This window comes from uncultured Thalassolituus sp. (genome assembly GCF_950066645.1).
Classification (GTDB): domain Bacteria; phylum Pseudomonadota; class Gammaproteobacteria; order Pseudomonadales; family Oceanobacteraceae; genus Thalassolituus.
Window position 1 is genome coordinate 1 of the sequence record NZ_CATMFB010000007.1, and the last position, 13549, is coordinate 13549.

Annotated in this window: 7 protein-coding genes; 5 read left to right on the forward strand and 2 right to left on the reverse strand. The window is 55.3% G+C overall.

The annotated features are described in order from the left end of the window. Positions 1–4464: OmpA family protein (locus Q1L85_RS07645; RefSeq protein WP_300432769.1), on the forward strand; the 4464-nt coding region annotated here is incomplete at its 5' end. Positions 4465–4697: 233 nt separating this feature from the next. Then, positions 4698–8510: a hypothetical protein gene (locus tag Q1L85_RS07650; RefSeq protein ID WP_300427969.1), complete on the forward strand. Its 3813-nt coding sequence runs from the start codon at positions 4698–4700 to the stop codon at positions 8508–8510. Positions 8511–8572: 62 nt separating this feature from the next. Here the strand turns inward: Q1L85_RS07650 and Q1L85_RS07655 are convergent, their stop codons facing one another. Continuing rightward, positions 8573–10036, reverse strand: coding sequence for a leucyl aminopeptidase (locus Q1L85_RS07655; protein WP_300427971.1), 1464 nt, complete (start codon positions 10034–10036; stop codon positions 8573–8575). Positions 10037–10204: 168 nt separating this feature from the next. Between Q1L85_RS07655 and lptF the strand changes: the two genes are divergently transcribed. Beyond that, on the forward strand, positions 10205–11275 hold the full coding sequence (gene lptF / locus Q1L85_RS07660; protein ID WP_300427973.1) for an LPS export ABC transporter permease LptF: 1071 nt from the start codon (positions 10205–10207) through the stop codon (positions 11273–11275). Continuing rightward, positions 11272–12336: an LPS export ABC transporter permease LptG gene (lptG, locus tag Q1L85_RS07665; RefSeq protein WP_300427974.1), complete on the forward strand. Its 1065-nt coding sequence runs from the start codon at positions 11272–11274 to the stop codon at positions 12334–12336. Before lptF ends, lptG begins: the two co-directional genes overlap by 4 nt. A gap of 12 nt (positions 12337–12348) precedes the next feature. On the opposite strand, the gene Q1L85_RS07670 is transcribed toward lptG, so the two are convergent. Beyond that, positions 12349–12795, reverse strand: coding sequence for an RDD family protein (locus Q1L85_RS07670; RefSeq protein WP_300427975.1), 447 nt, complete (start codon positions 12793–12795; stop codon positions 12349–12351). Between the two features lie 103 nt (positions 12796–12898). Between Q1L85_RS07670 and pdxH the strand changes: the two genes are divergently transcribed. Next, the gene (gene pdxH / locus Q1L85_RS07675; protein WP_300427976.1) at positions 12899–13537 is read left to right on the forward strand and encodes a pyridoxamine 5'-phosphate oxidase; all 639 of its coding nucleotides are present in this window, start codon (positions 12899–12901) and stop codon (positions 13535–13537) included. Positions 13538–13549: the final 12 nt, after the last annotated feature.

The following is a 13549-nucleotide window of genomic DNA, read 5'->3' on the forward strand; positions in this document are numbered from 1 at the left end:
GGCGACGGCAAAAACGATGGCGCTGAAGGCACCACAGATACTGACGGTGACGGCATCATCGACGCCCTGGAATCTTCTACTGAAGACGCTGACAGCGATGGTGTATCTGACGAGCTGGACGCTGCGAACAACGATCCGGATAACGACACCGACGGTGACGGCATCGGCAACGCCACCGAAGTGGCAGCCGGCACTGATCCGCTGAACCCGGACGATGCTGGTACTGATACCGACGATGACGGTATCCCGGACAACATCGACACCGACGATGATAACGACGGTGTTAGCGATGAAGACGAAGCGACCAATGGCACTGACCCGCTGAACGCTGATACCGATGGCGACGGCAAAAACGACGGCGCTGAAGGCACTACAGATACTGACGGTGACGGCATCATCGACGCCCTGGAATCTTCAACTGAAGACGCCGACAGCGATGGCGTATCTGATGAACTGGACGCTGCCAACAACGACCCGGATAACGACACCGACGGTGACGGCATCGGCAACGCCACCGAAGTCGCAGCCGGCACTGATCCGCTGAACCCTGATGACGCCGGTACTGACACCGACGAAGACGGTATCCCGGACAACATCGATACCGACGATGATAACGACGGTGTTAGCGATGAAGACGAAGCGACCAACGGTACTGATCCGCTGAACGCTGATACCGATGGCGACGGCAAAAACGATGGCGCTGAAGGCACCACAGATACTGACGGTGACGGCATCATCGACGCCCTGGAATCTTCAACTGAAGACGCAGACAGCGATGGCGTATCTGATGAACTGGACGCTGCGAATAATGACCCGGATAACGACACCGACGGTGATGGCATCGGCAACGCCACCGAAGTCGCAGCAGGCACTGATCCGCTGAACCCGGACGATGCAGGCACTGACACCGACGATGACGGCATCCCTGACAACATCGATACCGACGACGATAACGATGGTGTGTCTGATGAAGACGAAGTGACCAACGGTACCGATCCGCTGAACGCTGATACCGATGGCGACGGCAAAAACGATGGCGCTGAAGGCACCACAGATACTGACGGTGACGGCATCATCGACGCCCTGGAATCTTCTACTGAAGACGCTGACAGCGATGGTGTATCTGACGAGCTGGACGCTGCGAACAACGATCCGGATAACGACACCGACGGTGACGGCATCGGCAACGCCACCGAAGTGGCAGCCGGCACTGATCCGCTGAACCCGGACGATGCTGGTACTGATACCGACGATGACGGTATCCCGGACAACATCGACACCGACGATGATAACGACGGTGTTAGCGATGAAGACGAAGCGACCAATGGCACTGACCCGCTGAACGCTGATACCGATGGCGACGGCAAAAACGACGGCGCTGAAGGCACTACAGATACTGACGGTGACGGCATTATCGACGCGCTGGAGTCCTCAACTGAAGACGCTGACAGCGATGGCGTATCTGACGAGCTGGACGCTGCCAACAACGACCCGGATAACGACACCGACGGTGATGGCATCGGCAACGCCACCGAAGTGGCAGCCGGCACTGATCCGCTGAACCCGGACGACGCAGGTACTGACACCGACGATGACGGCATCCCGGACAATATCGACACCGACGACGATAACGACGGTGTGAACGATGAAGATGATGCCTTCCCGAAAGATCCGAATGAAACGACGGATACCGATAATGATGGCACTGGAAACAACGCAGACTCTGACGATGACAACGACGGTTACAGCGATGAAGACGAAAACACTGCGGGCACAGACCCGTTAGATTCCGGCTCTGTGCCAAGTGACAACGACGGTGACGGCGTGTCGGATGCAACTGATCCGGATGACGACAACGATGGTCTGTCAGATGAGGACGAAGATGCTCTGGGCACTGATCCGAACGACAGTGACTCTGATGGAGACGGCGTTGATGACGGCACTGAAGTCGGTGGTGATCCATCTGACCCTGTTGACTCTGATGGCGACGGCACACCCGATGTATCGGACCCTGATAACGACTCCGATATGGATGGTCTCTCTAACATTGTTGAGTCGCTGATCGGTTCAGATCCGTTGAATCGCGACAGCGACAGCGATGATTATCGTGATGATGAAGAACTGGCCGTAACTCTGTCGGGCTCTGATTCAGATAACGATGGTATCGACGATGCGATGGATGCAGACGACACCGGTATGCCTGATGAAAATGGTGACGGCATTGCAGACTTTGCCGTTCTGGATACGGATGGCGATGGTGAACCAAACCTGATTGACACCGACAGTGATAACGATGGCAGCCCAGATGTGGCTGAGGCTATGACTGATGAAGACGCCGACGGCATTGCAGACCTGCTGGATCCAGTCACTGCACTGGGAGGCGGAGACAGTGATGGCGACTTTATTCCTGATGCCATCGAATGCTGTTCTGATACGGATATGAACGGTCAGCCGGATTACATGCAGGAAGACTCGGACAATGACTGGCTGGATGATGTTGTCGAAGCGGGTATTTCAGGTGTGGATGCTGATCTCGACGGTTATGACGACATCTATGACGCTGAAGTTAACGGTGATACCACGAACGGTCCGGATCTTAATGGCGATGGCATAAATGATCTGTGGCGTCCGATTGATACTGATGGCGATGGCCTGCCTGATTACCGTGACACTGACAGTGATAATGACGGCATCAGTGATCAGGAAGAGAGCGTCAACGGTAGCTACCCGGATAACGATGCAGATGCAGATGGCATTCCTGATCGTGTTGATGCTGCGTCCGGCCCGGACGGCGGTGACAGCGACGGCGACGGTATTCCGGATGCACTGGAATGTGCAGATGGCTATCCGTACTGCAAAGACACGGATGGTGACCACACTCCGGATTACATGGAAACCGACGCGGATGACGATGGTATTCCGGACATGTACGACAACGACATCGTGACCGGAGGCGGTGACAGCGACGGTGACGGCATCAGTGACAAAGATGAGTGCCCTGCGGGATACCCGGATTGTGCTGATACCGACGGAGATGGTACGCCGGACTACCTGGATACCACTGATGACAGCGCATCACCAGCGCCGGGTAACACAGATTCAGACGGCGATGGCCTGACGGATGAGGAAGAAGAGCAGCTGGGTACAGACCCTGATAACGCCGACTCCGATGGTGATGGTATTAATGATGGAGACGAAGTGAAGAACGGCACCGATCCGCGTAATGCAGACTCGGATGGCGATGGCCGCCCGGATGGTGTGGAGAACGGCGACAGCAATGGCAACGGCATTAACGATGCGCGGGAAGGTTACTTCAAAACCAGCACAGGGACAGGTTCGCTGAATCTCCTGTGGGTCGCGCTCGGACTGCTTCTGGTTCGTCGCCGTCACCTGGCGGTGATTGGGCTGGCAGGTGTTTCTGCCATTGCCAGTGCGGATGGCTTTGAGAAAGAGCGTCTGTATCTGGCGGGTGAGCTGCAGTATTCCCGGTTTGCACCGATCACTGAAGGGGGAGATATCCACGTCACAGATCGCCATGACTGGGGTTACCGCATCGGCGCTGGTTATGACCTGTTTAATGAGCTGGCGATTGAAGCAACATACTCAAACAAAGGGGAGTTGATTGCAGAGGCGTTGGCAAGTGATGTGAGTCTCGAGTATTCCGCGGCCAGCGTAAACGCGCGCTGGTATCCGGATCTCTGGTTCGCAAACCGTCGTTATGATGACGACTGGCCAGAGAAATTTAACTGGTATCTGAGCGCAGGCCTCAGCCGTCTCTTTATTGATGGCTCTGCTCTGGAGAAAATCGATAATCAGGTCAATCTGACGTACGGCGCTGGCGTGTCGTATGGTTTCTCGGAAAAACTGCAGCTACGTGCAGGCATCGACCGGGTCTCGGGTGATGTTCTCAGTTACGGTCTGGGCCTTGTCTGGTACCCGTTTGCCAAAGCGGCAACTAAGTATGTGCCTGAGCCTGTGGTGAGAAAGGAGCCAGAGGCTCTGCTTTACGATCCAGTGGATGTGGCCAGACTTCCGGCGACAGCCGCCGGCCCTGCGGTTGAACCTGTTGTTGAGCCGGTGGTTGTGGTTGCTCCGGTCGTGGAAGAAGAAACCTGCCAGATTGAGCGTTCACGTGCGGATGTCTTGTTTGAGTATGATTCCTCCAGACTCTCTAAACGTTTCTATGACAGCCTGGACCAGGCGGCTGATGACTATCAGGAATGTCCGGACACTGTGATCACGCTGATCGGCTACACCGACAGTAAAGGGGCTGCCCGTTACAATCAGCGCCTTGCGCTACAGCGCGCTGACAGCGTTTCCCGCTACCTGCTGGAGCGTGGAGTGCCTTCTAACCGCATTGTTGTCATCTCCCGGGGGATAGACGACTCACGTAATCTGCAGGAGTTTGAAAAACGCCGTGTAGAAGTGTATTTCGGTGATCAGTCTTCGAAGCGCGGCCAGTAAAGGACGACAGGGGGGGTGGGTAGTGGCTCACTCCCTGATGATCACTAATGTAAGTGATCGGTAATAGCTGCCGTTACATATTGTAAATTTAACGAGCGATCTCTAGGATGGCTCATATAGTCTCAGTGATCAGGTGCAGTCTTCACTCCCTGATCTCAGATCCGGAATAAAAATAAACAACGGATTGTGTTTGCTCGCCACTCGTCATGCCCTTTGGGTACGGAGCTAAACATATGAAAAAGATTCACGGCCTTCGTCCGCTGTCGGCAGCTGTGTTTATATGTTCTTCGCTTTCAGTTCAGGCTTATCCTGGCAATCTTGCTTCACCGGGAGTCTGGTTGCGTTCTGATGCCGCCGGAGATATCTCTACTGGCTGGCAGGACCAGTCTGCCAATGGAGTCGCTGTTAATGCGATTACCAACAACGCTGCACCTGCGTGGGCGCTCAGCAGCGCCGATGCATTGCACAACTTTCACCCATATACGACCGGATACACCGAAGATCGCCTTTTTCAGAGCCCTTCCTCTGGCCTGGTCCCGGATGGCGTTGCGACAGCATCACGCCTGACCTTTATTGCGGTGACTCGTCAGTCTGCCTATAACAGCGACGACGCAGCCGGCCGGATTACTGCCCTGGACCCGAACGACTATTCAGCGACGTTCAGTAACAACTATGCGGGTGAACCGGCGCTTTCTGTCATGGGCGCGACCAGCGCCAACGCCGGACAACTGCAGCTGCGCAGTGAAGCGGAAAGTGGTTTCGTTGCGGCGGATCTGACGTACCTTGCCGGCGCTCAGATGCCACTCAACCAGTCTGCCATCAGTTATGGTGTGATCGGTGGTGCCTCGGTGGACCAAGTCACACTGGGCATCAACAGTTATTCCGCTACACGGACTCTGGATGAACCGTCTTTTACGACGGGCGACGTCATGTCGGTGGGCTTCGGAACGAACTCTTCGGGCGATGCATTCAGCGGCGATATCATGGAGATCATCTGGTATCCGACGGATCTCTCAGGCGCTGACCTGAACCGGGTACTTTCTTATCTGGCGGTGAAGTATGGTATTCACCTTGAGCAGGATTATCTCGGAGCCAGCGGCCAGCTTATCTGGAGTCGCCTGGTTGATACCGATTACAACTCTGCAGTTTTTGGTCTGGGGCGCGACGATGCGTCAGGCATGCATCAGAAGGTGTCCCGCCCGGTGTCGTCTTCTCTGCTGACCGTGGCACTCCAGAATGATTTTACCTCTGCGAATGCAGATGCATCCCGTACCGCTACGATTGCGACCGATGAAGGTTACCTCCTGTTTGGTCATAACGGTTCTGGCATGAGCCTGTCCGACACGGTTGGCACAGACCCTTACGGTAAGCGTACCGACGCGGCCTGGCTGGTCCAGCGCAGTGGTTTTTCTCAGACAGTGTCTATGCACTTCGAGCTGCCGGTGCTGCCGGGCGCCTCGCAGGTGTTTCTGGCCGCCAGAAATGGCTCGGACAATTTTTCTGCCGGATACACTCTGAAAGGTGAAGTTGATACCGCGACGGGTGTGGTTAACGGCGTCAGCCTTGAGGACGGCGACTACCTGACTCTGTTTATTCTGATGGATACCGATGGCGATGGTGTGGTGGATGCTGATGATGCTTTCCCGGACGATCCTTCAGAGACCTCTGACTTTGACGGCGACGGCATTGGCGACAACGCAGACACGGATGACGACGGTGATGGCTACACAGATACCGATGAAACTTCTGCGGGCAGTGACCCGATGGATGCGGGCTCAGTGCCAGATGACAATGACGGCGATTTTATCTCAGACCTTAACGATACCGACGACGACAATGATGGTCTGACAGATACGGAAGAAGGGCTTCTCGGCAGTGATCCATTTAATGAAGATACTGACAGCGATGGTGTTGCAGACGGAATAGAGGTCGGTGGCGATGTTGCAGCACCGGTCGATTCAGATGGTGATGGTACGCCAGATGTTTTTGATACCGATAACGACAGTGATTCGGATGGTCTGTCAAACCTGGTGGAATACCGTATTGGCTCAGACCCTCTGTCGCGGGACTCTGATGGCGACGACTATCGTGATAACGAAGAGCTGGGCCTTGCACTACGGGGAGCAGACTCTGATGGTGACGGCATTGATGATGGTATCGATAGCTCGGTCATGATGCTTCCTGATCGCAATGGTGACGGTATTGCTGATGCCGCACTGTGGGATACCGATGGCGATGGTGTCGCGGACCTGCTTGACGCTGACAGCGATGATGATGGTCTTGCCGACAGCGTCGAACTGATGCTCGACAGCGATGGCGATGGCATAGCGAACGTACGTGATGCGGTAACCGTCAGCGGTGGTGGTGACGTCGATGGTGATTTTCTGCCAGATGCGTACGAGTGCTGCGGTGACGCCGACTATGACGGTCGCCCTGACTATAACGAAACCGATTCCGACAATGACTGGTTGAGTGACACCTTTGAGGCCGGCCTCTCGGGCAACGACACTGACCTTGATGGTTATGACGATACTTACGATGCCGACGTGAATGGTGACGGTGAAACAGACAATGGTCCGGATGCGGACAACGATGGTCGTCGGGATACCTGGGTGCCTCTGGATACTGATGGTGACGGCCTGCCGGATTATCGCGATACCGACTCCGATAACGACGGTCTCAGCGATGCTGAGGAGACAACTTACGGATCATTTATTTACGCAGACGAAGACAGTGACGGGATTCCTGATCACGTTGATCCGGTGTCGGGTGTCGACGGCGGTGACAGCGACGGCGATGGCCTGACCGATCTGGCGGAGTGTCCGCAGGGATATCCGTTGTGCACCGATACTGACTTTGATGGCATTCCTGATTACATGGAAGCGGGAGAGCTGGCTGGCGAGCCGGCTGCACCGGTTGAGTGTACTGAAAACTGCGATCCTGTTTCTGAAGCACCGGCGTTGGTTGGCGCGGATGCTGACATTGGCGTGTCGACCAGCCTCGGGAGCTTCTCTGCGGCCTGGGCTCTGCTGGCGCTGTTGCTTGTGCGTCGTCGCCACTGGGTGGCCCTGCTGCCTGCGCTGATGGTTTTTCCGGCTCAGGCGCTCGAAGTCTCTGAAGGGCGCTTCTACACCAGCGGCCGTCTGGATTACACCCTGTTCAGCCCGGAAGAGCCAGAGACTGGCGTCTCTTTTAACCAGCTGGAGGATACCGGATACGGTCTCGGGATCGGGTACGACATGCTGGATGCCTTTGCGATTGAGCTGGACTATTCCGATCGTGGAGAAGTCACGGCGACTCAGAATGAAGAGCATGTTGCTCTCAGTTACGGCGTGTCGACCTTCACAGCCAAGTGGTATCCCGATCTCTGGTACGCAAACCGACGATATGACGATGACTGGCCACGAAAACTGAACTGGTATATCTCCGGCGGTCTCAGCCGGATCTTTGTTTCTGGCTCTGCGGCAACCGAAACAGAAAATCAGCTCAATTTTATGGTCGGCGCGGGTGTCACCTACGGTCTTACCCGTCAGTTGCAGGCACGGGGTTCAGTTGAGCGGGTGGCCGGTGACGTCACGACGTTCGGCCTGAGTCTGGTCTGGTATCCGTTTGCAAAAGAAACCAGTGAGCGGGTGTCGTACGCGCCAAGAACAGAAGAAGTCCGGGCGATTCCGATTTATCGTCCGTCCCGTGCCTCCGATCCGGAAGTGAAGCAACGCGCTAATCCTGAGTGTGCTGTGGGAATGCGGCTGGATGTCGGTTTCCGTGAGGGATCTTCGAAATTACGTGAGAGTGAATCATCCGGTCTGGACCGGGTCATCGACGATTTCTTCCGTTGCAAAGGCGTCACTGTGGTTCTGGTGGCGGGACAGGATGATGAGGAAGAAAAAGCCGGGCTGTTGGCTAAGCGGCGTTCTGATAATGTCGAAACCTACCTCAATCAACGTGGGGTGCCCTCAGACCGGATCGTGCGTATTCACTGTGGGCTGAACAACTCTTGTGAACAACGTGATACTGATTCTGTGGGCGTGTTCTTCGGTCGTTAGTTTCGTACCGGCAATAAAAAAGGTGGCAGAGCCACCTTTTTTGTTTTGTACTGCCAGAGTAATCAGCTGGCCTTATTGAGCAGGTAGGTTGTCAGCAGGGGAACAGGGCGCCCGGTTGAGTTTTTCGAGGTGCCGTCGCCACCCCATGCCGGGCCAGCAATATCAACATGCGCCCAACGCGTGTCTTTGGTATAGCGTGACAGGAAACAGGCCGCCGTTGTGGCGCCCGCCAGAGGCCCGCCAATATTTGCCATATCGGCAAAGTTTGAATCCAGACCGGCCTGATAGTCTTCCTCAAGTGGCAGACGCCATACCCGGTCGCCAGAGTACTGACCCGCGCTCAGCAGCTCAGTCGCCAGCGCCTCATCTTCGGTGAATAGGCCGGAGTTTACTTTTCCGAGCGCAGCCATACAGGCGCCTGTCAGGGTTGCAACGTCTACGCAGGTCTGAGGCTTGTATTCACCGATAGCAAGGGTGAGGGCATCACAGAGCACCAGGCGACCTTCGGCATCTGTATTGAGAATCTCGACGGTCTGACCCGACAGGGTAGTGACAACATCCCCCGGCTTACTGGCGTTGCCCGCTGGCATATTTTCAGCACTGGTGATGACAGCCACGATGTTGATTGCTGGTTTCAGCTCGGCAATGGTTTTCATTGTGCCGAGGATGGAGGCAGCACCACACATGTCGTACTTCATTTCATCCATCTTGGCACCAGGCTTCAGGCTGATGCCGCCGGTGTCGAAGGTAATGCCTTTACCTACGATCATATGTGGAGCTTCATCGCCCGCACCTTTGTATTCCATGATGATAATTTTTCCGGGTTCAACCGAGCCCTTTGATACGGAGACAAAAGCACCGGCGCCCATCGCGTCCAGCTCGCTTTCGTCGTACACGCGGCAGCTGAATCCGGCTTCATCGCTCAGACGCTCAGCTTCTTCTGCCAGATACGTCGGGGTACAGATATTTGGTGGCATATTGCCCAGATCTTTGGCCCACGAGGTTCCCAGACCTTTTGCATCCGCAATTGTCAGGGCTGTCGTGACGTCTTCACCGATCCAGGTCAGCGCGTCTGCTTTTGGCGCTGCTTCTTTTTCGGGTTTGGTGGCCGTAAAGCGATATTGTGCGGCATGAATGGCCAGAACCAGTTGTTCGGCCCACCAGGCCTGAGGAAACTTCTCGCTCGCCAGGGCCGTCAGATCCACGGCGATACGACCTTTAATTGATGCCACTGACGCGGCAACTGCCTGCACGATTTTGCCAGCGGTTACTGTTGATACTTCGCCCTCGCCACTGCCAACGAGCAGCACACGGCGGGCTGCGATTCCTGAGACTGCGGGAAGAAGCAGTGTCTTGCCCGGTGCACCTTTGATATCACCCTCGTCGACGCGCGCTTTGATGAAACCATTGCTGGCGCTGTCTACCGCGGCCGCGCTGGCAGACAGAGCGCCGCTCTGATCGAGTGTGACGACCAGGCAATCTGCTGCTACTTCGTTTGCCTGACCTGTGAAAACCGAAAACTCCATGATGTCTCCTGAGTGACCTGTGCACATTGTGGATGGATAACTTTTATAGTGTGTGGGCGGAACGATAAAAAACAAGTGGCTGACTAACGGAGTTGAAAAAAACCGGTACAATGGCGCCTGTGTTTTATCCGATTCTGTGGTGCCGACTGTGACCACTGAGGCTTTGATTTGATTCTGTTCCGATACCTTGCGCGCGATGTGCTGTCGACAATGGCGGCTGTGACACTCGTGCTGCTTATGATCATGATGAGTGGCCGCCTGATTCAGCAGCTGGCCTCGGCGGCGGCCGGAGAAGTGTCACTCGAAATTGTGTTCTTCACTCTGCTGCTGCGTATGCCGTCTTTTCTGGAAATGATATTGCCGATGGCGTTGTTTATTTCCGTTCTGCTTGCTTACGGGCGGATGTACGCCGAAAACGAAATGACTGTCCTCAGTGCCACTGGCTTTTCCGAGAATCGTCTGCTGGGCTACACCCTGATTCCTACCTTCGCGGTGATGGTTGTCGTGGGCTTTTTTTCCTTGTATCTGAGCCCGACCGGCGCGCAGAAAATGGAAGACCTGTACCGTAAACAGGCTGAACTGACGGAGTTCGAACTGCTCGTGCCCGGACGTTTTCAGAGCACCAAAAAGGGCAGTCGCGTCACATATACCGAATCCCTGTCTGCGGATAAAACAGAGATGAATCACGTCTTCATCGCTGATGGAAATACCCTTCTGGTTGCTGAACGCGGCAGCCAGTATGTCAGTGACGAGACGGGCTCGCGCTTTCTCGAACTTCATGGCGGGCGTCGCTTCGACATTACGCCGGATTCGTTGCAGTACAGCGTGCTGGATTTCGAGAAATACGGTGTGAAAATAGCCGACGAGCCTGAGGAGCGGAAGAAACTCCGCCGGGAAGCGATCCCGACATCAGAGCTGTTTGATTCTGAGCACCCCAAGTTCCGCGCGCAGCTGCTCTGGCGGATTTCCCTCGTCATTATGGTGCCTGTGCTGATTCTGATCGCTTTCCCTCTGTCTAAAGTGAATCCGCGTCAGGGGCGTTTTGCCCGAATGTTCCCCGCGATTGTGCTCTTTATGGTGTATATCTCACTGCTGATCGCAATGCGTGGCATGATTGAGAAGAAGGGCTTTCCTGAGGCCGGACTCTGGGCGCTGCATCTGATTTATCTGGCGATCGCTCTGGCACTGCTTACCGGGCCGGGAGTGCTGCGCAGACTGCGTCTGAGGGCGATGAAATGAACAGACTCGACCGCTACGTTGGCCGCAATATTCTGATGGCAACTCTGGTTGTTATTCTGGTTATCGTTGGCCTTGATGCCATTTTTACTCTGGTCGATGAGCTGGATCAGCTGAAGGGCGGTTATGGCTTTACTGAGGCGCTTCAGTTTATGGCGCTGCGTCTGCCACGCCGTGCCTACGAATACATGCCGTTAGCTGCCCTGATTGGCTGCCTTGCGGGCCTGGGGAGCATGGCAGCAAACAGTGAGCTGACGGTAATGCGTGCTGCAGGATTGTCGGTCGGGCGGATCATCTGGGCAGTATTGAAACCGATCGCGGTACTTATGCTGGCTGGGTTGTTAGTGGCCGAGTATGCGATTCCGGTGCTGGAGCGTATCGCGCAGGCCCAGAAAGCCGTTGCCCAGGGGCAAGGGAACGTTCTGAGTGATCGGGAGCGCGGTTACTGGCATCGCGAAGGTGATCAGTTTATGCGCTTTACCGCCGTTGAACCTAACGGCGTGCTGCACGGTATTTCAATTTTCTCTTTCGATGACGATATGAATCTGACCCGTGTGATTGAGGCCGAGCGGGCGATCTATCAGCGCGGTGAGTGGCAGATGCAGAATATCCGCGATATGGAAATCAGTGAACTTCAGACCCGTGTGACGGAAGAGCGATCCCGTCACTGGGATTCGGAGCTGACACCTCAGAGCCTGAGTGTGGTGATGGTGGAGCCCCGGGACATGTCTATTTCAGGTCTCTACCGGTATGCCGACTATCTCAGCCGTCAGGGCCTGAATACCGACAACTACATGCTGTCTTTCTGGAAGAAGGTGACTCAACCGCTGGGAACCTTTGCGCTCGTTCTTCTGGGGGCTTCGTTTATCTTCGGGCCGCTGCGTCAGGTCACTGCAGGCTCACGGATATTCTCCGGCATTCTGGTGGGGCTGATCTATAAGTATCTGGAAGAGATGCTCGCTCCCGCCAGCATCGTGTTCGGGTTTGAACCTATCCTTGCCAGTCTGATTCCTATCGTCCTGAGCGGAGGTCTGGGAATCTATCTGTTGCGGCGGGCAGGCTGAGCCTGCTCCTCATCAGTCGGTGTTTTTCGGTTTGTAGACGATGCGGGTCAGTGACGCGATATCGTGCCAGGTGCGCTGTTTACCGTCGATCAGCATCCAGAAGAACCCCAGACCGAAGATAACCAGTGAAAAGAAGCCTGCTGCACTGCGCAGGATGCAATGGCTCAGGCGTACGGGCTTTTCGTCTTCAGTGATCAGGTAGAGCCCCCAGGATTTCATACCTATTGTTTGCCCCCCACGACGCCACGAGTGCATGTAGTACAGGAAACAGATGCTGTAGAAGAGCGAGAAGCTGACTGATGCCGGGAATTGTCCCGGCCAGTTACCGGTTGTCGCTTTGAGGATTCCGACCAGAACAAACCCTGTAACCAGATAAAGCGCCAGCAATACCAGTGCATCGTAAGCCATTGCTATCAGGCGGCGTAGCAGACCGGCGGTTGGGTAGTTCTGTAATGACATGATGAGCCTCGTCGTAGAAACAGATACGTCCATGCACTCGGTCAGGACGCTTTCGGGCGGCAATGTTACCATAAGCCGAAGTCATGATTCACAGGAGCCGTCGATGGCCAATCTTTATGAAATTCGTCGTGAATATACACAGGGGCGTCTGGATGAAACGACCGCTGCCGATAATCCTATGACTCAGTTTCACGCCTGGTTTGAGGCTCAGAAGGCTGAGCTGCCTGACGAGCCAACGGTTATGACATTGGCATCGTGTGACGCCGAGGGGCAGCCCTGGCAGCGTATCGTGCTGCTCAAGTCATACGACGATCAGGGATTTGTATTCTTCACCAACTACACCAGCAATAAAGGTCGTCATCTGGAGATGAATCCCCGTGCTTCGCTCCATTTTTCATGGCTGGTGCAGGAACGTCAGGTCATGGTGCAGGGCGTGGTTTCTAAGATCAGCCGTGAAGAAACAGCGGCATATTTTCATTCCCGCCCGAGAGAAAGTCAGTTGGGGGCGTGGGCGTCCCATCAGAGCCAGCCTCTGGCTGACAGGGCGACACTCGAAGCACGCTTCGCCCAGCTCAAAGAAGAATATGAAGGGAAGGAGATTCCGGTGCCGGATCACTGGGGGGGATATCGCCTGTCACCGCATCGTCTGGAATTCTGGCAGGGAGGGGAAGCCCGACTGCATGACCGTCTGGAATATGTTGTTGAGGGGCAGGGGTGGCACAAGCAGCGCCTTAACCCCTGATCACTGCCGAGA

What these genes read in the sequence shown, in the direction of transcription:
- Q1L85_RS07650 (WP_300427969.1), top strand. Translation starts at nt 4,698, where the DNA reads ATGAAAAAGATTCACGGCCTTCGTCCGCTGTCGGCAGCTGTGTTTATA.
- lptG (WP_300427974.1), top strand. Translation starts at nt 11,272, where the DNA reads ATGAACAGACTCGACCGCTACGTTGGCCGCAATATTCTGATGGCAACT.
- Q1L85_RS07670 (WP_300427975.1), bottom strand. Translation starts at nt 12,795, where the DNA reads ATGTCATTACAGAACTACCCAACCGCCGGTCTGCTACGCCGCCTGATA.
- pdxH (WP_300427976.1), top strand. Translation starts at nt 12,899, where the DNA reads ATGGCCAATCTTTATGAAATTCGTCGTGAATATACACAGGGGCGTCTG.
- Q1L85_RS07655 (WP_300427971.1), bottom strand. Translation starts at nt 10,036, where the DNA reads ATGGAGTTTTCGGTTTTCACAGGTCAGGCAAACGAAGTAGCAGCAGAT.